The organism is Priestia sp. P1_B12_1 (assembly GCF_056406695.1).
In genome coordinates this window covers 282,162-303,608 of record NZ_JBFTZR010000006.1, presented here as the reverse complement: position 1 = coordinate 303,608, position 21,447 = coordinate 282,162, and the positions used below count along the sequence as shown (strand labels likewise).

At 37.3% G+C, this 21,447-nt stretch carries 20 protein-coding genes; 4 read left to right on the top strand and 16 right to left on the bottom strand.

The window, feature by feature from the left end; all coding sequences use genetic code 11:
- Positions 1-38: 38 nt before the first annotated feature.
- Entirely contained in the window at positions 39-2,072 is a 2,034-nt protein-coding gene (locus tag AC1D0Y_RS20690; RefSeq protein WP_028409002.1) for a Na+/H+ antiporter, read from the bottom strand.
- A gap of 269 nt (positions 2,073-2,341) precedes the next feature.
- On the opposite strand from AC1D0Y_RS20690, the gene AC1D0Y_RS20685 reads away from it, so the two are divergent.
- Positions 2,342-3,655, top strand: coding sequence for a hemolysin family protein (locus AC1D0Y_RS20685; RefSeq protein ID WP_060746842.1), 1,314 nt, complete (start codon positions 2,342-2,344; stop codon positions 3,653-3,655).
- On the opposite strand, the gene AC1D0Y_RS20680 is transcribed toward AC1D0Y_RS20685, so the two are convergent.
- Positions 3,656-4,102, bottom strand: coding sequence for a DUF4385 domain-containing protein (locus tag AC1D0Y_RS20680; RefSeq protein WP_028409004.1), 447 nt, complete (start codon positions 4,100-4,102; stop codon positions 3,656-3,658). It lies immediately after the preceding gene.
- A 104-nt stretch (positions 4,103-4,206) separates the two neighbouring features.
- Between AC1D0Y_RS20680 and AC1D0Y_RS20675 the strand changes: the two genes are divergently transcribed.
- Together AC1D0Y_RS20675 and AC1D0Y_RS20670 are read left to right on the top strand one after the other, a co-directional pair.
- Entirely contained in the window at positions 4,207-5,595 is a 1,389-nt protein-coding gene (locus AC1D0Y_RS20675) for a DUF2254 domain-containing protein (protein WP_060746843.1), read from the top strand.
- Positions 5,596-6,284: 689 nt separating this feature from the next.
- Complete coding sequence (locus AC1D0Y_RS20670; protein ID WP_060746845.1) at positions 6,285-6,581, top strand: hypothetical protein; 297 nt, start codon at positions 6,285-6,287, stop codon at positions 6,579-6,581.
- 65 nt (positions 6,582-6,646) lie between these two features.
- Here AC1D0Y_RS20670 and AC1D0Y_RS20665 read toward each other — a convergent pair whose 3' ends face one another.
- The 9 genes from AC1D0Y_RS20665 to AC1D0Y_RS20625 all read right to left on the bottom strand — a co-directional run bounded on the left by AC1D0Y_RS20665 (position 6,647) and on the right by AC1D0Y_RS20625 (position 14,814).
- A complete protein-coding gene (locus AC1D0Y_RS20665) occupies positions 6,647-7,417 on the bottom strand; it encodes an ABC transporter ATP-binding protein (RefSeq protein ID WP_060746846.1) in 771 nt (256 codons plus the stop codon).
- A gap of 9 nt (positions 7,418-7,426) precedes the next feature.
- A complete protein-coding gene (locus tag AC1D0Y_RS20660) occupies positions 7,427-8,224 on the bottom strand; it encodes an ABC transporter ATP-binding protein (protein WP_060746847.1) in 798 nt (265 codons plus the stop codon).
- A gap of 5 nt (positions 8,225-8,229) precedes the next feature.
- A complete protein-coding gene (gene nikC, locus AC1D0Y_RS20655) occupies positions 8,230-9,036 on the bottom strand; it encodes a nickel transporter permease (RefSeq protein ID WP_028409010.1) in 807 nt (268 codons plus the stop codon).
- Positions 9,033-9,974, bottom strand: a complete 942-nt coding sequence (gene nikB, locus AC1D0Y_RS20650) for a nickel ABC transporter permease (protein ID WP_060746848.1) — start codon at positions 9,972-9,974, stop codon at positions 9,033-9,035. Before nikB ends, nikC begins: the two co-directional genes overlap by 4 nt.
- A gap of 2 nt (positions 9,975-9,976) precedes the next feature.
- Complete coding sequence (gene nikA, locus AC1D0Y_RS20645) at positions 9,977-11,500, bottom strand: nickel ABC transporter substrate-binding protein (RefSeq protein ID WP_060746849.1); 1,524 nt, start codon at positions 11,498-11,500, stop codon at positions 9,977-9,979.
- Positions 11,501-11,745: 245 nt separating this feature from the next.
- On the bottom strand, positions 11,746-12,159 hold the full coding sequence (locus tag AC1D0Y_RS20640) for a DUF4395 domain-containing protein (RefSeq protein WP_060746850.1): 414 nt from the start codon (positions 12,157-12,159) through the stop codon (positions 11,746-11,748).
- Between the two features lie 312 nt (positions 12,160-12,471).
- The gene (locus tag AC1D0Y_RS20635) at positions 12,472-13,302 is read right to left on the bottom strand and encodes a YitT family protein (RefSeq protein WP_060746851.1); all 831 of its coding nucleotides are present in this window, start codon (positions 13,300-13,302) and stop codon (positions 12,472-12,474) included.
- Between the two features lie 199 nt (positions 13,303-13,501).
- Positions 13,502-14,062 (bottom strand): hypothetical protein, encoded by a 561-nt coding sequence (locus AC1D0Y_RS20630; protein WP_477707880.1) that lies wholly within the window; start codon positions 14,060-14,062, stop codon positions 13,502-13,504.
- A gap of 197 nt (positions 14,063-14,259) precedes the next feature.
- Positions 14,260-14,814 carry a GNAT family N-acetyltransferase gene (locus tag AC1D0Y_RS20625; protein WP_013057535.1) on the bottom strand — a complete coding sequence of 185 codons (555 nt, stop codon included), beginning with the start codon at positions 14,812-14,814 and terminating at the stop codon, positions 14,260-14,262.
- A gap of 159 nt (positions 14,815-14,973) precedes the next feature.
- Between AC1D0Y_RS20625 and AC1D0Y_RS20620 the strand changes: the two genes are divergently transcribed.
- Entirely contained in the window at positions 14,974-15,117 is a 144-nt protein-coding gene (locus tag AC1D0Y_RS20620) for a hypothetical protein (protein WP_153254062.1), read from the top strand.
- 65 nt (positions 15,118-15,182) lie between these two features.
- On the opposite strand, the gene AC1D0Y_RS20615 is transcribed toward AC1D0Y_RS20620, so the two are convergent.
- The 5 genes from AC1D0Y_RS20615 to AC1D0Y_RS20595 all read right to left on the bottom strand — a co-directional run bounded on the left by AC1D0Y_RS20615 (position 15,183) and on the right by AC1D0Y_RS20595 (position 21,230).
- Positions 15,183-16,007, bottom strand: a complete 825-nt coding sequence (locus tag AC1D0Y_RS20615; protein ID WP_060746853.1) for a thermonuclease family protein — start codon at positions 16,005-16,007, stop codon at positions 15,183-15,185.
- Positions 16,008-16,427: 420 nt separating this feature from the next.
- Complete coding sequence (locus AC1D0Y_RS20610) at positions 16,428-17,087, bottom strand: 2OG-Fe(II) oxygenase (protein ID WP_013057538.1); 660 nt, start codon at positions 17,085-17,087, stop codon at positions 16,428-16,430.
- Positions 17,088-17,333: 246 nt separating this feature from the next.
- Positions 17,334-18,836, bottom strand: coding sequence for a malate:quinone oxidoreductase (locus tag AC1D0Y_RS20605; RefSeq protein WP_477707879.1), 1,503 nt, complete (start codon positions 18,834-18,836; stop codon positions 17,334-17,336).
- A gap of 120 nt (positions 18,837-18,956) precedes the next feature.
- A complete protein-coding gene (locus AC1D0Y_RS20600; RefSeq protein ID WP_060746855.1) occupies positions 18,957-19,781 on the bottom strand; it encodes a pyruvate, water dikinase regulatory protein in 825 nt (274 codons plus the stop codon).
- Positions 19,782-20,348: 567 nt separating this feature from the next.
- On the bottom strand, positions 20,349-21,230 hold the full coding sequence (locus tag AC1D0Y_RS20595) for an HAD family hydrolase (RefSeq protein ID WP_060746856.1): 882 nt from the start codon (positions 21,228-21,230) through the stop codon (positions 20,349-20,351).
- Positions 21,231-21,447: the final 217 nt, after the last annotated feature.

Here is a 21,447-nt window from a genome sequence, read left to right as displayed (position 1 = left end):
TACTAGAAAAAGTCGCAGAGACTACTCTCTGCGACTTTTTAATAACCATTTTCTTCAATTGTTAATGCTTCACGCAAAGCGATATCTTTTCGGATATTATGAGCGATTTCACGCGTGATTTCTCCTTTTTCATAAAGTTCTTGCACCGTTTCCCGCTCGGTATGAAACGCTTTATAACATAAATCTCTCGTTGCTTTTTTACGTTTCCGTGAATTATACTCCGTACTCTCTTTTCTAAGTCTTGCCATGGATCTATGGTATTCACTAATAATAGCAAGTGAAATCATTCGATTTTCTTCGTTCATATTTTCTTTAATGACCTTTATCGCTTCTTCAATCATTTGAATACGTACTTTGTTCACTTTGCTTCTTCTTCGCAAGCTTTGTTTTCTTAACGCCTGCTTATTCGGTGAAAAAATTCGGACTAGTAATAATAAAACTTTTTTAAACCTCATCCAGCTCACCAATAATTTATACCTTACGCGATTGGTTACAGCCATTTCAAGCTTGTGCGTATGTTCCAAACAAATATACGCTGTCTCACGGTCTATTTTTTCTTCTTTTAATAGCTTTTCCACCAATTTCCCCTTGGCCTGAAGAGCCAGCAATCGAATTTCTTCTTCATACTGTTTGTTTTCAGAGGCTTCTAAAGGATGAGTTTTAACGATGATGTTATTAATCGTTGTATTATACGATGAAATTAACGAAAGGGCTGCTCCACGATTTTCCTCGGTCATTTCTCTTTTTAACCGCTGAATAGCAGCTTTGTGCACTTTAATGCGCGCTTTAACCTCTTTTGTGTTGCGCTCAGGCTTCTTCGGCGCCTTTTCTGTTTTCGCAATGAGAGGTAAAAGAATACTTGCCGCAACTAAGGTTAACAATATAACGCCTGCTGCTAGAAAAATAATCAGAGAGCGTTCCGGAAAATCACTGCCGTTATCAAGCGTATATGGAATCGAAAACGCTCCCGCTAACGTAACAGCTCCTCGTACACCTGAAACCGTGATAATGCCAATAGACCGAGGCTCAGGTTTTAGATGCTTGTTATTTTTGTAATACCAGCCTACTGACCATGACACCATCACCCAAATAAATCGTAGTACAAGCAAAAAGACAGTAATAATCAAAATATAAAGAAGCACTTGTCCATTATTAAAGTTTGGATCTTGAATAATTGCTTTCGCCACTTTAGGTATTTGCAGGCCAAGCAGTACAAACACCAAGCCATTTAACAAATATAAAATAACCGTCCAAGTACTTTTTGATACTACTTTTAGCTGCTGGTTAGGTGATTCCTCTCGGTCGCGCTCAATCGCATGCACAATGCCGCCTGCTACAACTGCCAAGATTCCTGATAAATGAAAATGTTCAGCAATGTAGAAGACAACAAATGGAGTTAGAATTTGTATTAACATATGAATCGTAATATCTTCCATTCCTAAACGTCGAACAAGTACACGCAGTCTGATAATCAGAAAAGCGATAAATGCTCCTACAAACAAACCGCCCAGCGCTACCCAAAGGAACTGAAATGTAGCATCTACTATTGAAAAGACGCCCGTTACGGTAGCAGCTACTGCTACTTGAAACGCTACAAGACCAGAGGCATCATTCATCAGCCCTTCGCCTTCCAGCAAATGCATAATTCGCTTAGGCAGCTTTACTCGGCTCGCCATAGCTCCTACAGCCACTACATCTGTTGGGGACAAAATAGCGGCTAGTGCAAATGCCGCCGGTAACGGAATGGAAGGAATGAGCCAATTGATTAGATATCCCCCTACTGCCACCGTTACAAAAACCAGTCCCAGCGCTAGTAATAAAATAGGTGTACGAAGCTTCCAAAGAGCAGCTCTTGACACGTTTTTCCCATCATTAAATAATAGCGGGGCAATAAATAAAATAAAAAATAACTCAGGCTCTAAATGTACATCTCCGCCAAATGGCAAGATAGCAAGCCCTGCTCCCAAAGCTATTTGAACTAATGGAACAGGAATAAATGGTACAAAATGATTAATGATATTAGATAGACCAATCAAAGCCAATAAGACTAATATCGTCAGAAAAAATTCCATAAAAACAATCGACTCCTACTTCTATTTACATCCTTTTAAAGGTATCACGTTATCTCTTTTCATTCATTTTATAGTGTTTAGTTTACGCTTTTTCTGCCAAAAAATGTTGCGGGTTATTAAAAAGTGCTCTTTCTTTTCGGTAAGTTTATTTCTGCGGACATTAAGGGAACAGTATACATGATATTCTTTATTTACCATATAAATCAGCTCATCAAACTTTTGTAAGGGAGGTGTTCCCTTATCCGTTTCAACGGGGTAAGGAGATAAACTTGGAAACAGTAAATGTCATTTTATTTATCGTATTAATCATATTAACAGCCTTTTTTGTTGCAACGGAATTTGCCGTCATTAGGGTACGGTCGACTAGAATCGACCAGTTAATTGAAGAAGGAAACCGAAACGCTTTAGCAGCAAAAAAAGTAGTATCAAATTTAGATGGTTATCTTTCAGCCACACAGCTGGGCATTACGGTTACCGCACTGGGTCTAGGCTGGATAGGTGAACCTACGGTAGGTCATTTATTAGAGCCGCTTATTGACATGCTTCCTTTTGCTGCATCACTTTCGCATGTCATATCCTTTGTTCTTGCTTTTTCGATTGTCACATTTTTAAATGTGGTAGCTGGGGAACTTGCACCCAAAACAGTGGCGATTCAAAAAGCCGAACAAGTGACGCTGTTATTTTCCCGTCCTCTTATTCTTTTTTCTAAGTTACTTTATCCGTTTATTTGGCTTTTAAACCACTCAGCAAGAGGCGTTGTCGGATTATTTGGCCTGAAGCCAGCTTCTGAAAATGAAGTAGCTCATAGTGAAGAAGAGCTTAGAATTATTTTATCTGAAAGCTATGAGAGCGGTGAAATTAATCAATCGGAATTTAAGTTCATGAATAATATTTTTGAATTTGATAATCGTACGGCTAAAGAAATCATGGTGCCTCGTACAGAAATTGTTAGCGTATCAGCAGAAGAAACGATAGAAGAATTCTTAAAAATGGCTAGAGTAGAGCAATATACTCGCTATCCAGTAGTTGTAGATGGAAACAAAGATCAAGTGGTGGGATTAGTTAATATTAAAGAAATATTAGCGGATTACATAAAAGAAGATGATATTAAACCACGTACCGTGCAAACGTATATGAAACCCATCATTCAAGTCATTGATTCCATCGCCATTTACGACTTATTGCTTAAAATTCAAAAGGACAGAATTCACATGGCCATCTTAATAGACGAGTACGGAGGAACAACAGGGCTTGTAACGGTAGAAGACATTTTAGAAGAAATTGTTGGTGAAATTCGTGATGAATTTGATGATGATGAAATACCGGACGTACACAAAATTAATGAAAATCACTACGTACTCGATGCGAAGGTGTTGATTGAAGAAGTAAATGACTTACTCGGAACAAATATTGAACAAGAAGACGTTGATACCATTGGCGGCTGGATGCTGACCGAAAAGTTTGATCTTGCTAAAGGGGACAGCATCACAAACGAAAGTTTTTCATTTAAAGTCATTGATATTGAACATCACCATATTAAACGAATCGAAATAACAAAGGAAAAAAGTACGGATAACAGCTGATTATCCGTACTTTTTTTGATGCTCTTTTTTAAATTTTAAGTACTCTTTATTCTCTCGTACCTCCTTCCATTTTTTCATAAAAATAGCCGCCGATTCTGCTTTTTGTTCATCAATTTGCCGTTCGTTACGCTCTCCGCCTTTGCTGTATTTCTTTCCGCCTTTGTAGTTCGCGTAGCGCCTGGATCGCGTGTATCCCATTTGGAGAAATTTCCGGGCCATGTCCATTCCAACAAAATCGCTTTTTTCTTTGTAGGTTAAAAAAAGCTGATAAATGGCGTCCGCCGATTCCTCAGCAATTTCAGGTGTTCGAAAACGCCAATGAGGAAGAATTTCACTTTTATATGGCTCAACAAGGAGAACTCCTTGTTCTCCTCTTCCTACTCTATACTTTTCAGGATGTTTTCTAAAATCCATATGCTCAAAGTCAAGTGAATAATCAAATGCCACGGCTCTCTCCTCCTTTTTGATCTCTACCCTTTACAAATGGACAATAAAACTTTTCTTAAAGAAGTTTTTCACATGCAGATGCGGGTAATAATAGGTGGATAAGTATGACTAACTTTTTTCTCCATGCTAAAAGAAGTCCGAACTTATTAAATCATGATACGGGAGATTTCGTTATGTCAATAAAGCTACAGCAAAATCGAATCAAAGCTAATTTTTGGATTACTCCTTCTATATACGGAATCGTTGCTTTTGTTTTAGCCACTATTAGTACGTTTATAGACCGATTTTTAACAGCTCATAAACAGTGGTTAAAGTTGGTTCCTTCTGTATTTCTAACGGATAAAGAGCTTGCTCATACTATTTTGAGTTCAGTGTCAAACTCCTTATTAACGATGACGACGATTACGTTTTCTTCTGTGTTAGTGGTACTGACTACGTTTGTAGGCCAGTTTTCTCCTAGAACGATTCAAAATTTTAATACAGATGCCAAAACCCAGCGTGTGCTTGGCACTTTTATCGGTGGGTATGTGTACGTGCTTGTACTGCTTATTCAAGTTCGAAGCAATCAAGTCAGCAACACTTTCATTGTTCCTTCACTAGCCATTTTGGTAGCTTTCATTTGTCTAGGTATGTTTGTATTTTTAATTCATCATGTTATTAACTGGATTAAAGTCGGCAACTTAATTTCAAACATTGCCAAAAAAACGATGCTAACCATTGAAGAACGACAGCTAGAACAGCAAAAATCACCTCAATCAAAAAATGAAGAACAGCTTAATTTTGATAGTGAAAACACGCTGCAAATTAAAAGTAACAAACAAGGATATATTCACTATATTGAACTCAAGCATTTAACTACCCTAGCATCTAAATATAATGTTATTGTGAAACTTGAAAAAGCACCCGGTGAGTATGTCGAAGAAGACACACCTCTGTTAAGCGTAATTCATCACGATCAATCATTAAAACACGAAAAATTTCTTCATTGTTTGTTTATTACAAATGATCAAGAGTCGATTCAAGATGTGAAGTTAGGGATTCAAAAGCTGAGTGAAATTGCATTAAGAGCTATTTCACCCGCTATTAATGATCCTGAAACAGCTATTAACTGCATTGAACAGCTCACCCAAGTGTTTATCAAACTTGGGCAAAGCTATTCTTCTTCTCCTTATTATTACGATGAAAAAGGATGCATTCGCGTCATGCTAGAAAAACCTTCTTTTATGGATTATTTGTACAAAGCGTTCTATCAAATTCGTCATTATGGGAAAGAAGATGTTTCCGTGATGTCTGCTGTCATTAAGGCATTAACCGTAATCGCTGAAACAAATCGCTCTGCCATCAAAAACGACGTGTGGGTTTTTTCTTCCTATATCGTAGAAGGGCTGCAAAAACAAGAGTGGCTTAAAATGGACAAAGAGTTTCTTAATCAGTTGCTCAAAAACCTTGCAAAAGCTTGTGAAAAAAAAGGCGATTCTATGTTGATAGAATAAAAACTAAAAAACGCCGCTCATCAACTGAGCGGCGTTTTCTTACGATATAAAGTGCTCTATCTCTTCTCTCTTTTTCACTATTATAAGTTTATCGTTATATGACGTACGAAGGATATGCAAAATTTCAGGTTTACTTTGCTTTTCGAAGTCTGAATTCCACTGAAACATTTTAATGAAAATAGAAAACGTCGGTGCATAATTTGCTTTTTCTATTTTAGCTTTTTGCAGAACATACCTTTTTATAATAAACCATATTCTTTTTAGATAATGGATATCGAGAAAAATAATAAGGTCAGCTCTATTAAAACTTTCATTCACCCACGTATAGTGTACGCCTTCTATAATCCATTCTTTTGAAGCTGAAATATGATGTAAACACTTTTTTCTATCCGCTTCACTTCTTCTTTTATCTCCTTCATATGTTCGTTCCCACATAATATTATCGAGTTCGTAGTGAGGAACTTTTAATTCATGGGATAATAAACGGGCAAGAGTTGTTTTTCCACTTCCAACAGATCCAACGATATGTATTTTTTTACATGAAGCGCTTTGAATACTTCATCTCCTCCTACTTCAAACCTGTTTTTTTACACTTATTGTATAATTCACGTTCTTTTTCTCTAATGCAAACCAGAACATTTTATGCTAGTATTTTATGGTACTTGACTGACAAAAGGAGTGAAATTGCAGTGCCTAAAACCCTTTTTGGAAAACTTACGCTGTTTTGGATTGGGCTATTTTTATTGATTACAGGTCTATTTTTTTATTATAAATATACAAATCAAGCGTTTACCGCTGCAGATTTATTCTTTCGCGTCTCTCCTCCATTAGCTACTGTTGGCTTCCTTTTAAGCGCAGCCGGACTATATGAAGAACGAGGAAAAAACAAGCTAATTCCTCTCCTTGTACTCAGCATTAGTTTTGTCATGCTCTGCCAAGCAGGCTATCATTTTATACATATGCATACTCCACCGCCGCGTCCCTGACTTTGTCTCATTCTCATTTATAAAAAAACTCTTCGTTTAGTATATTAAACGAAGAGCTTTACTCTCTATTCAAATAAACGCACAAGCTTTTTTGTATAGGGATGTCTGTTTTTATCAAATAGCTTTGCACGTTCAAACTGATCAATAACCTCACCTTGCTGCATAACTATCATGCGGGTACTCATAAAATTTACCGCTGCTAAATCATGCGAAATAAACAAATAAGATAGCTGAAACATCTCTTGCAAATCTTTTAATAAATTTAAAATTTTCGCTTGTACCGTAACATCAAGACTCGCTGTTGGCTCGTCTAATAGTACCAGAGACGGACCTACGCTAATGGCACGCGCAATCGCTACACGCTGAAGCTGTCCACCGCTGAGTTCATGAGGATAATTCAACGCATATTCTGCGCTAATCCCGACTTTTTCTAACAAATAAAAAGCGATTTCTTTTTCGTTTCTGCTCACATGAGATAAAAATGAAGGAACGGTTCGCTGCTGCCGCAAAGGCTCGAGCAAAGAATCGATGATTTTTACTTTTGGATTAAAAGAAGCCGCGGGGTTTTGAAATACAACTTGCATACCTAGACGAGCTTGCTGCAGTTTTTTTCCTTTTAACCGGTGAAGAGGTTTCTCTGCAAACCATACCTCTCCCTGCTGAATCTCTGTTAACCTTAGCACACTTTTTACAAGCGTACTTTTTCCGCTGCCACTTTCTCCAACAACCCCTAAGCATTCCCCTTTATCGATATGCAGGGAAACATTATTTAGCGCTTTAACGTCTTTATACTGTTTCACCAGCTGCGTGACGCGTAATATACTTTTTTCTTTCATATCTTACTCCTATATCAACACTTTTTTCTGCGTATCTAACAATCGATCAGGCGTTTTCTGTAAAGAAGGAATGGCGTTAAACAGTTTTTTTGTATAAAAGTGATCCGGAGCGTGAAAAAGAGATTCGATACTGTTTTCTTCCACGATCTCTCCTGCTAACATAATGACTGCTCGGTCTGCATATTTCCGCACATGACGCAAATCATGGGTAATGAATAAAATGGCACAGCCTGCTTCTTCTTTCAGCTTATGCAGCAGCTGAAGAACTTCAGCTGCTGCCACACTATCTAAAGCAGTGGTTGGCTCATCTGCAATAATCAAGGCAGGCTTCATCACCAGTGCTAAAGCAATCGCTGCTCGCTGAAGCTGTCCACCGCTCAGCTGAGAAGCATAGCTTTTATACACGCGTTCATTAGGTAAATTCACAGCTTTTAAAGCCTGAAAAATAGCAACTTTCCTATCTTTTTTAGACAGTTTACTATGTGTACGAATCGTTTCATCAAACTGCTTTCCGATTGTTAAAAAAGGCGTAAAAGCGCTTCGATAATCTTGAAAGATATACGAAATATCTTTGCCAAGGATAGGCACATATCCTTCCTGCTTAAAAGTAATAGAGCCTCCTTTAAGCGTGACACCTGACGGCAACAGCCTTCCTATTGATGCAGCAGTGATACTTTTACCGCTTCCGCTTTCTCCAATGAGCGCCATCCACTGTCCTTGCTCGATTTTAAGAGAAATGCCTTTTACAATTTGTTTTGTTTTATTATGAATGACTAGATGTTTTATTTCTAAAACGATGACGATCACCTCTTTTACCGACTAACTTGATATTTCCCTCGAATATATTCACCTAAAGCTGTAAACGCCAGCACAAATAAAATAATGGCCAAGCCTGGTATCAACATTAACTGCGGAGCATTGTAAAAGTAGGCCCTGCCTTCATTTAGCATCGTTCCCCATTCCGGAGTAGGCGGCTGAGTCCCTAGTCCAATATAGGATAGTGAAGCCATCATTAAAATAATTTTCCCTATATCCAGCGTAGCAAGAACAAGAATATGTCCTCCCACATGAGGAAGAAAGTGGCGCAGGATTAAAGGTAGTGTTCCCACTCCGTTTAATTTAGCAACCAGCACATATTCTTTTGACTTTTCTTGAAGCACAATACTGCGCACTACCCTTGCATAACCAACCCACTTTACAATAACCATCGCAGCAATTAAGTTCAATAATCCAGGCCCTAACAGTCCGCTTAAGACGATGGCTGCAATATAGTCAGGAAAAGCTAAAAAAGCGTCTACAATTCTCATTAAAAAGCGGTCTATTTTTCCTCCAATATACGCTGAAACTAAGCCAACAGGTACTCCAATCAAAAGAGAAAGAGCTAAGACAAGAAAACTAGTCCCAATTGTAGTCTGAGCTCCAGCTACGATTCGTGAAAAGAGATCTCTGCCTAAGTGATCAGTTCCTAACCAGTGATCACCGGTGGATTTTTGAAGCCGGTCTTGCATATTGACTTGTGTGGGATCCATCGGTGTTAGCTGACTTCCAAACAGACAAAATAAAATAAGCGCAATACCAAAAACGCTTATCACTACAAAAGGAAGCTGCGGCTTTTTCACGTTTTATCCCCTCCCTTTACATAGAGCTGGGGATTTACATATTTGTAGCTCAAATCCACAAGTGAATTAATTAACACAACAAACAGGCCCATCCACAAAATATACCCTTGAATCACAGGATAATCACGATTCATAATCGCATCAATAACTAATTTTCCAATGCCAGGATAAGCAAAAAGCACTTCAATAATGACCGTTCCTCCAAGCAAACTGCCTAAGCTCGTCCCTAAAATGGTAAGGATGGGCGTTAAGCTATACCGGAACGCGTGAAAAATAAAAATGCGGCTTTCACTTATTCCTCTTGCTCGAGCGGATCGTACAAAATCTTGTTTCAGTCCTTCTAGCAGACTAGCTCTAACCATTCGCATATACACAGCGGACATGGCAAAACCAAGCGTTAAAGAAGGCAGCACAAGATGAGCTGCTGTGCCTGTCCCCATTGAAGGAAGCCATTGAAGACGCACGGAGAACAGCTGTATAAACAAAAGACCGAGCCAGAAGCTGGGAATAGATGCTCCAATTAAGGACACACTTCTGCTGAGATAATCAATCCACTTATTCTGGTATAGTGCTGACAGCGTTCCGAGTGGCACAGCTATTAGCAGCATCACAACCAAAGATGCAGCCGTCAAGCGCAGCGTAGCCGGAAACTTCACGGCTAATTCATCAATGACAGGCTCTTTTGTCATATACGAAGACCCTAAATCAAACTGAAAAAAGCGCTTCAGCCACTTTACATATTGAATATATACAGGTTCATTAAACCCTAGCTCTGTTCGCAAACTATTTATTTGTTCCTCAGAAACTGCCACGTCATCTACGCGGAGCATTTGCTTAACTGGGTCTCCTGGAGCCAGCTTCATCAAAACAAAGCTGAGAAACGATAGGATAACTAAAAAAATGAGTAATTCTATTATTCTTTTACCAATTAATTTCATATCTATTTCACATCTAAATCCTTTGTTATCACATAGTATTCACTTTTAGTTGTAACCCAATTTTCTACATTTTTTCTATAGGCTACAAAATTATTCGGATGAACAATCGAAGAGTGCAGCGTTTCCTTTTCTGCTATTTCTCCGGCTTGTCTTGCTAACTTATTGCGCTTTTTTTGATCAACGGTTTTATTGAGTTTATTAATAATGGAAGTTAATGCTGGTTCATGAAAATGACCTACATTAAATGCTCCTCCCTCCATGTAAAGAGCATTAAAGAAATATCCTGCATCTCCTCGCGGCGCGGTTACTAGACTGTATGTAACGATTCCCCAATCATTTTTTGTTGTCATATACTCGTCCATATTTTCCACTTGTCGAATGTCTATTTTCACACCAATTTTTTTTGCTTCTGACTGAAGCATTTGTGACATTAAAGGCAGTTCTGGACGATAAGGGTATGTAACAAGCTTAAAGGAAAGCTGTTTTCCATTTTTTATTGCTTTTCCATCCTTGAGTATATAACCGGCTTTTTCTAAATATTTTTGAGCCTCACTTGGTCCATAGGTTTTCGTTTTTTGATCGTTCGAAAAATCTAAACTCTTTAAAAATGGACTATTTGCAGGGGATCCTTGACCTGCAAGCGCTGTATCGACAACATCTTTTGGATTTAATAATACACCAAACGCTTTTCTCACATTTTTATCTTTAAACGCTTCTTGTCTTGAATTATAGAAAAGCATTTGATTTCTCAGGCTCGGCTGTATATCTACTACAATTGAAGAATCTTTTTTTAACGTGTTTAAGCTTTCAATAGCCGGACGGTACACAATATCGGCTTCACCTGATTGCAAAGCGGACGTTCGTGCATTTTCATCATCATTAAATGTTAACACAACTTCATCCAATTTTGGTTCCCCGCCCCAGTATTCTTTATATTTTTTTACTTTCATTTCATTATCAGGTTTAAACGAAGCTACTTTAAATGGCCCTGTTCCCACGGGTTTACTTTTTGTATCTGGAGCATCTACATCAATAATTGCTGTGTTTGGATGAACAAGTTCAGAAGGCAGCGTGGCAAGCGGCTCTGTTGTCGTAATGGTTAAGATTTGGCCACTGGCTTTCATTTCTTTAATTTTAAGTGCAATTTTCATTGCTTCGCTTTCTTTTATCGTTCTTTCTAACGAATGTTTCACAGCTTCAGCATTTAGATCCTTGCCATTTTGAAACGTAATCCCGTCTCTAATCTCAAATACCCAGGTCGTCCCATCATCTTCTGTTTTCCATTTTTTCGAAAGCCACGGTTCAATCTGTAATTGCTCATTAACTTTTACTAACGTTTCGGCAATACCGGCTCGTACAGTTGTATAATTTAACTGTGGATCGAGCGTATCACTTGGAAAATTCGATACAAAAGTAAGTGATTTCTTTTTACTCTTTTCTTCGGTACTCGCAGAGTTACTCGAACATGCCGCTAGCAGACCTATCGCAGCAAGCGTTAAGCATAGCAGACTTATCCTTTTTTTCATATAAACCCTTCCTTTATTCAAAACTATCTTTCTTTTATGTACGGTCTCTAACTATAACTTACCTCCTTTAAATCGTAACGATTATTATTATCATAAAAAGTTTAATTTGTTTACCTTACTTTGTCAACAAAGGTTTTTAAAGGATATAGACGCTCTAACACTTGTTTTCACCCGTTATGATGATTAAATTTATTGATAACGCATACAAATGAGCATAAAAAAACAAAGCCTTCGCGAGGCTTTGTTTATGCAGCGTGTTTTTTTCTTTTATATTTCCACATCATATATCGATAACGAATCGTGCAGCCTATACAATATCCCATCAGTGCTACACCCGCAGCAAGAATCACCATTATACTAAATACATAGCCGACAAGCGTATAACCCATTAAAAATGAAATGAAAGCAACCCCCATACATATCGTTGCAATCCATTGGTTAAAAAGCTGCTGATCCCGGTCTTCCATTTGATAAGAAGAAGCAGGCTTTTTGAGAAGCGTTTTCCCTGCCATAATCACGGGATTACGCTTTGTTGCAAGTGTGACTACTCCAACAAGAAAAGGCAAAAGTAAAAGCCACTTTGCCACAAGTAAAGCGATCAAAACCGTTATAACGATAAAGAGTTGATTAAGCTGAACTAATGGTTTGGGAATGCTCATGGAACTCCTCCTTCTTAAAACCTATTATACAAATTGGTTTACTAATTTAAAAGAAAAAGCACTCCAAATGAGCGATAAGACTCATACAAAAAAGTTACATAATTTCACTAACGTACTTTAAGATCAGTATCGTAAATAAAATCAAGACAACGTATCGTAAAGAACGAATTCGACGTTGAAGAAGACGTTTTACATGCCTTTTATTACGCATATGGGTTCTTCCTTTCGTATATTGAATTGTCTCTAGACACACTTATATCATACTTTTTCGGAGAACACCAACGTCAGAAAAAATTGCCAAGAACCACAGCTTTATGCGCTTAAAAATCCTTTTCCAATTACATCTCGTACATCGTGTACAATCACAAATGCTTCATCATCAATTTTTTTAATCAGCTTTTTAAGTTTAATAAGCTCTTGTTTATTAATGACCACATACAAGATTTCTTTTGATTCTTTTGTATAGTTCCCTCGACCGTTTAGAATCGTTACTCCGCGATCAAGCTGTTCATTAATTTGATCCGCTACTTCGTTTTTGTTGCTTGAAATAACGGTAACGGCTTTTTTCGCATCGAACCCTTCAATAACGAAGTCAATTACTTTTGTTGTAATGTACAGCATGACGATTGTAAATAATAGCTTTTCGATTCCAATAATAAAATAAGAAGCCAATACCACTAGTAAATCAACAATTAAAAGTGCATGACTGACTTTCCAGTTTAAAAATTTATTTAGAATTCGAGCAATAATGGCTGAACCTGCTGTTGTTCCACCAACTCGCAAAATCATCCCAATTCCAACGCCTAGCAGTACACCGGCAAAAACCATGCCAATGAGTTCTTCATGAAGATGAAGACCCCAGCCTTCAGTTACGTGAAGGAAAATAGATGTAGCGATAATCGTAATCATCGTATAGACGATGGTTTTTTTCTCTAAAAATTTATACCCTACGATAAGCAAGATACCGTTTAAAGTAAAGTTAGTGATGCCCGTTGAAAGATGCGTTGTATAATATAAAATAATTGATATACCCGTAACGCCGCCTTCACCTAGTCCTATTGGAATGACAAACATGTTAACTGCAAGTGAAAATACAAACGAGCCTATTAATAAAAAGATGACATCTTTTACTGTTTTACCCATCGATTAAACCCTCCTCGGCATAAAAATTCACATAAAAAAGCCCCTTCTCCAAAAGAGAAGAGACGCTTATGTTTAGTTTTTATATTACGTATTCTTAAATTGCCATGTATGACTATAATATGTTCACATACGTTTGTCAAACGGAAAGTTTATGCATTATGTGTAACCAAGGCGATGAGTCATTTATCTTTTATGTATACTAGGAATGTTTTAATTTATTTAAACAAAGACGGATGCAGGAATTAGTTGACTCAATTAATTCTTTATCGCCTTTTTTTAATCGAATTTCTAACGCGCGTTGAAAATAGTGATGTGCTCTGGAAACAATCCGCTGATCAAGTAAACATTTTCCATAATGCTGATAGACAAAGTCTTCATATATGTGAAGGTCTTCATCTGCTTTTAATTGTTCCATGAGTAGCTGAAACGTTTCATTCGCTTTATCCCACTGTTCTTGCCAGTGATATGTATGTCCAAGCCGGATCGTATTCAAAAATTCACCTATTGTATCAGCATGTCGGTCATATAGATAAATGGCCAGCAGCAGATGTCTTTCACTGCTCGTTAATTCCCCAAGTATGCGCTCATATACACCAATGTGTCCATATGTTTTAGCAGCGGCACACTCATCCTCTTCTTCAAGAGCTCGTTTCTTTAAATAGATAATTCCCTGCTTCATTTGGTGTGGGTTAACCGGAACTTCTCGAAGCTGTTCATTAAATCGATAACTCATATTAAACGGAAGATCTCTGATGTTCATGCACGCTCCTTTCATGTGGCACATCAGCAAACATACTTTCATGACCGCTTGCTTATGGTCCATTGGATGTAGGATTCTTTCCATTTTGATACGTTTACGCGATTTACAGGAAAGCTCAGCAAAAGTGCTGAGCTGTTGGTTCTTATTATTTTACTTATATATCCATTTTATCACAAAAAATACTACCGTAAAGATGCTCAGGCAGTCTTCATATAAAAAAATGGTTTTTTATCAATAAAAATGGTTTTATGCTCTTGAAAGCCTATACGCTGATACAATTTTTTGGCTTCTACGTTATTATATTCAACGTTTAACGATAAAAACATCTTACGCTTTTTGGCTTCTTGCTTGGCTACATTTAAAAGAGCCGTTCCTATCCCTTTTCCACGATAAGCTTCATCTACACATAGAGAGTCAATATAATAATCTCCATGTTCAGTTTCTATATCAATTTCCCACGCTGGATTATTAAGTTTAGCACGTACAAAACGCTTAACTGGTTCATAAAGCGTTTGTAACATACTTCCTTCGTAGCAAAGCATAAGTCCAACTACTTTCTCGTCGACTTCTGCGACTGTAATATGATGATAGCTATAGCGATTCTTCTCAGACAGAATAAACGCTTTAAGCCTTAAAAGCGCTTCTTCATTCGTTGTAGCCGCTGTGTGAGAGCGCGCAATACTGCCAAGCATGTCATAAAGTAATTCCGTTACAGCAGAAGCATCTTCTTTTCTTGCTTTCCTTATTTTCACGATTTTCAAACTCCCTTTATTCTCTTCGCTTGCGTTATTTGTAGCAAACCTTCTTACCTATCTACTTTAACACGAAAAAGAAAAGAAAGAAAAAATTAACTCCTAATCTTCCTTTCATTGTATAATTAATGTATATTTTCAAATGAATGGATGATGACTATGAAAAAACGCCGTCAGCAGAAAGATACTACAGTAAGTGGATGGGAAGTTTTAGCAGAAATTCTTTTACAAGTGCCTCAGCTGCTCATATGGCCACTGCGTCTTCTTATACGGATTGGTCGCTCTTTGTTGGATGGTATTTAGCCACTCCTATACAAATACTTACTTAACTCAAAAAAAAGAAATTCAGCAGTTACTGAATTTCTTTATTAGTTTTTTGCTTTTGTGTATCCTGCTTCTTGCGCATCTTTTTCGGTACAAAACCAAATGACGTTGTTCATGGTTTGATTGTAGTGCGCCCCAGTTGGCACGTGATAAATTTTAGAGTTTTGATTTCCTTTTATTTTACCTTCACAGCTTTTGGCGGACTGAGTATCCTTTTGTTTAGAAGAGGACTGATTTTTTACAGCATCCGTATTGTATCCTTTTTCTTGTGCATAGTTTTCAATACTCCAGATGCCTTTTTCGCTTTTTCTAGCCTGCTCCTGTATTTTCTTAAATTCATCTACGTACTTTGTATTAGGAGGAAATACTGCTACGCGGGCTAACCCTTTTGCTAGCAGCTCTTCATTATACAGCTCATTGTCTATCCATACATAAGCAAGCAAACGTCCATATTGATCACGCTCTTGCACATCAAATTCAAGGGTGATTTCCTGTCCTTCTAGCCTTTTTTTGGTGTAAGCAGATGCTTCTGGACCAAAGGGCTGTACGCCTAGTTTGGGATGCTTTGTTTCGGGGGTATCAACAAGAAGTAGTCGCACTCGATCTCTCTTTCCGTTCAGCCTTTTCACTTTAAGCGTATCACCGTCCACTACTCTTTCTACCGTAGCCGCCTCACCTACTACATCTTCACGATTTGCTTTAGAAGGACTATGATCGTCTTCTTGATCTGATGAATCTTCTACTTGAACTGCTTGTTTTGTATCGGCAGAAGATGTGCTTGAATGACTTGCCTGCTCATCGCTGCATCCAGTAAGAAGCAGCATAAACATCGCGAGCATCGCGTAAATAATTGCTTTTATTTCTTTCAAAACCCGGGTCCTCCTTTAACACGTTCCCTATCTACTATATAAAAGTAAAATGATTTTATAAATAGTGTAAATCACCTAAAAACAAAAACTCGTGAAAATACCTTTCACGAGTTTTTTCGTGCAACTGTTATAAAAATTGGTTACCTGTTTTAAAGTCATTATTTTAAATAGCATTTATTTTATTTTTATCTCTCGAACACATTTTTCATTTTCGTGTATCCAGATTTTTAATCATGAGGATATTTTACACTACAAATACATTTATCGTCTACCGCCTTATAAGAATAAGGAATAGCCGCACAAATAGAATAAGTGTGAATATTTCAATATAATAACTGGCTAACATGATTGCTATTTTTTTGTAACATAAATAAGAGCCCTCATTAACAATAGCTAATAGGGCTCTTCAAACCTTTGTTTTTACGATCGAATTTTTTGTTTGCGCATCCACTGGGTAGCGACCCACTTTTCTCCTTTTATAACAGGAGCTCCCCCGTGGAGAGTACGATCATTAAGTTCAGCATCACTATAAAAATATTCAAAGTACACGGCCATTCCTTTTGTCGGAGATACGGAAAGACCCAGCTTAGGAAAATAAGTTTCTCCTCCTTCTTCGACATCGTTTAAGTACATAACCAATGTACTAATACGGTTGTTTTTAGATGCTTTACTTGCAGAAGTGAAATAATCGTGATGCGCTTTGTATTCTTGGTCAGGCAAGTATTTTAAAACTTGAAGACCTTCAGCATATTCAATAGATGGTCCCATGATTTTAGAAAGTCGTCTTTCGATTTGATGTACAAGCTCGTTTTCGCTTTCTTCAAAAAACATGCCGCTGCTCGTTCGAATACTGTTTACTTCACGTGCAGCACCAATTTTTGATCGCTGCATTTTATCTTTGGATAGCTGTATAAGTTCGTCACATTCTTCGTTACTTAGGACATTTCCTAAAACTAGAACAAGAGGCTCTTCAAATCGAGCAACAATATCAATCTCTCTGTCTTCTAATTTAATTTTATTCCCTGTATGGTTAAAAATCGTTTGTTCTTTCGTTAGTAAAGATGTATTAGTTAGAATCATCTTTTATCGGCTCCTCGAAATAGCTATTTTCCAATTTTCCACTCCATTATATGTAAACGCTTACTAATAAGAATTATATCATGAATACGAAGTAAATTCTGCTAGTAAAGGAAATAAATAAAAAGAAGTCCGTTATATAACGAACTTCCCTCATTTTTTCTTATAGATTTCACATGTCGTTTAAATGCTTTAACTATCTAAAAAACTCTTTTAATATAGAGTATACGTATCAAAGGCTGCCTAAAATCATCGGTACACAAGTTCTTTTTCACTTAAATCAAGCGTTTGTGCTGTAGAAGCATGAATTTCGTTAAAAAGCGCTGGATTTTCTACTAGTGACAAGCCGTAAGAAGGAATCATTTCTTTTATTTTTGATTCCCATTTCTTCATATGCTGCGGGAAACACTTTTTCAGCACTTCAAGCATGACATGAACGGCAGTCGAAGCACCTGGCGAGGCACCGAGCAATGCAGCAACGGAACCATCAGCTGAACTCACAACTTCTGTACCAAATTGAAGAGTGCCTTTACCTCCGGCTTCCGTATCTTTGATTACTTGTACACGCTGACCCGCTACGACGATATCCCAGTCTTCGCTTTTTGCGTTTGGAATAAACTCGCGAAGTTCTTCCATACGCTTTTCATTGGACAACAGCACCTGCTGAATCAAGTATTTCGTTAAGCCCAGCTCTTTAACGCCTGCTGCTAACATCGTTAAAATATTATTCGGTTTTACAGAACTGAGTAAATCCAAATTTGAACCCGTTTTTAAGAACTTTGGTGAAAATCCGGCAAAAGGTCCAAACAGCAGTGTTTTTTTGCGGTCGATATAGCGTGTATCAAGATGCGGAACCGACATTGGCGGAGCACCAACCTTCGCTTTCCCGTACACTTTCCCGTGATGCTGCGCTACAACTTCGGAGTTATTGCATACCATAAATAATCCGCTTACCGGGAACCCTCCAATATGTTTGGACTCAGGAATACCCGTTTTTTGGAGTAAAGACAGACTTCCGCCCCCTCCTCCGATAAAAACAAATTTCGCCGTGTGGTATTCCTGTTTACCGCTATGAATATCATGTACTTTCACTTCCCACAAGCCGTCTGCGTTACGTGTTAGATTTTCAACGCTGTGGTTATAGTTAATTTCTACGCTTTTATTCTTTAGATGTGTAAACAACATACGAGTTAAAGCCCCAAAGTTCACGTCCGTCCCCGAGTCTATTTTAGTTGCCGCAATTGCTTCAGGGGATGTACGGCCTTTCATGACAAGCGGCATCCATTCTTTTAACTTTTCAGGATGGTCCGAATACTCCATTCCTTGAAACAACGGATTATTTGATAGCGCTTCAAAACGCTTTTTCAGAAAGGATACATTCTTTTCTCCTTGTACGAAACTCATATGAGGGATTGGCATAATAAACTCTCGCGGATTATGAATTAAATTACTGCTTACAAGATACGACCAAAACTGTCTTGAAAGCTGAAACTGTTCATTAATTCGCACCGCTTTTGTAATATCTATAGATCCGTCAGCTTGTTCAGATGTATAGTTCAACTCGCACAGTGCAGCATGGCCAGTCCCTGCGTTATTCCATTCATTCGAGCTTTCTTCTCCTGCATCTGCGAGTTTCTCAAATACTTTGATTTCCCATTCCGGCGCTAACTCTTTTAGTAAAGATCCCAACGTTGCGCTCATCACTCCGGCCCCAATTAAGATAACGTCTGTTTTTTTATATACATTGCTCATCACAATCTTCCTTATCCTTTATATTTTAAAAAAGCACCTTTTAGCAACACGCCTGTTCTACCTGACTCTCTACAGATTAAGTATGTCTGACAAGTTATCTGTCTTACATAATGGGCATTTTTATACATACCCTTTCATCTTGTCCTTTTTTAACATGCTCAATATCACTTCAGCGGTTTCTTCAACTGCTTTACCTGAGACATTAACAATAGGACAGCCAATGCGCTTCATAATTTTCTCAGCATAGTCCAGCTCTTCAAGGATTCGATCTACATTGGCATAATTGGCTTGAGACGCTAAACCTAAATTTTTTAATCGTTCTTTTCGGATTTCATTGAGCTTGTCCGGTGTAATAACTAAACCAATACATTTATTTTTCGGAATAGTAAAAAGTTCATCAGGAGGAGTCACTTCTGGAACTAAAGGTATATTCGCTACTTTAAGACTTTTATGAGCTAAATACATAGAAAGTGGCGTCTTAGATGTTCTCGAAACACCAATCAACACTAGATCAGCTCGCTTGATGCCTCTGAAGTCTTGTCCATCATCATATTTAACAGCGAATTCAACTGCTTCTACTCTTCGGAAATAGTTATCGTCTAATTTTCTCGTTAATCTCGGTTGGAGATTAGGTTCTTTATTAAAGGTTTGGCTAAAGGCACTCATAAGTGGGGTCATTAAATCAATGGCTACAATTCCTTCTTCTTGTGCCTTTTGGTCAAGATATTGTTTTAAAGGTGGGATGACGATAGTATACGCAATGATGGACTCGTTACACCTTGCTTCAGCAATGATATTATCAATATTTCGCTCATCTTCTACGTAAGAAGTATTTTGAATTTCAATATCTTCTCCACTAAATTGAGTTAAAACTGCTTTTACCATCAGCTCAGCCGTTTCACCTACTGAGTCGGAAACTATATAGACAATTTTTCTTTTATTCACATTAAATCTTCCTATTCTTTGATTTTAATAGTTTAATAACGCTAGTATTTTTTATCTAGCAGCTTGCAAGATACATAATTTAATAGTAACGAATAGATAAATGTGCTAGTCACTGTGATTATAAACACTTTAACAAAACAATTAAATTAAGGATTTATGTCATACTAATTATAAAATAAAACTAAATATGTTATACTATTTTCATTAAATGTTATATTAGCATTAAATATACGGAGATACAATCCCTTTTCTGCGCATTTTATAAAAAGTTTAAAAAAAGAAAAAGTTTAGATTTTAAAATGTTTTATGCTTTGGCATGGTGGGACTCATCAGGGCTGAGAGGTGTTTTGCAGGGATAGTTACGAGGATAGTTATATAATTATGTTGTTTATAACATAATTTTTAAGTTATAGAAGATTTATTCTTAGCTATTCTTTTTAGCTAAGAGTGCTATAACTAAAAATAATGAACGGTTTACTTTTCATCTTATGTATACTAAAAACACCGCCTAAAAGACGATGTTTTGAAGAGCTGGTTATAATGCATTGTGGTGAAATAGATTAATTTTTATAAAACGGGATTACTTCTAGTAGATTTTTGCAATAAAAATTTAGAAAGATAATGGGATACGCCGTTTTCGTCACAGTTAAATTCCGTTACGTCATCGACAATTTCCTTAATATGATCCGGCGCATTTTTCATCGCTACGGCATAGCTGGCAAACTGAAACATTGGTAAATCATTATTGCTGTCGCCAATTGCTAGAATGTCTTGCTCGGGCAAATTAAAATGTTTTAGCATTTGCTGAATCCCCGTTGCTTTATTTACGTTTGCCACCATCACTTCAACATTGTGTTTAGATGAAGTAGAAGTTGTAAAGTCGATTTCTTTTTTAAGTTCTTCAAGCTCCTCTTTCCATTTATCGATATGCTCGTGCGTTCTTGCAAAGAAATAGAACTTTGAAAATTCGCTTCCTTCTACGGAATCTTTCCAGTCAATTTCTTCTTTAATCGCTTGTTTACGAGAAAGCCATTCGTTAATTTCCACACTGTCTGGCTTTGGCTCTCTAATTTCATTTTCCACATAGGACTGATCTTGTTTTAACGTCACGCGAGATGTGCCATACGGGAAAAGCTCGTAGTATACCTTGTTCGCTCTTGCTTTTTCAATAATAGTTTCCACCAATTGAAGCGAAAGCGAGTGCTGAAAGACTGATTCTTTTCCTACGTACCCTGCCATACCATTTGACGTGATAAATCCATCCACTTGAAAGCCTTCAGGAACTAACTCTTCTATTTCATCAAACGCTCTTCCCGTAGCAATAAAAACAAAAATTCCCTGTTTTCGTAATTCGTCAATGATTTCTTTTGTTTGAATACTTACTTTATTGGAGCGATTTAATATCGTACCGTCCATATCTAAAAAAATTGCTTTAGGTTTTAACAACATATTTATTCCCCCTATTTGTAAAAAGAGTGTACTTGGCAAGTATAAACTTTTCCATTTTCAAACTCAATGAATGTACTTTGCTTTTCTCTTTTATAAAACTACTATAATACTCTCCTTACATCTAAAGTACCTACTTATATTGTACAAGCTCTATAAAGAAGGCATTTTATATTTGCAATAAGCCTTTATATGTACTAATAGCCAGTTAGGCTAATTT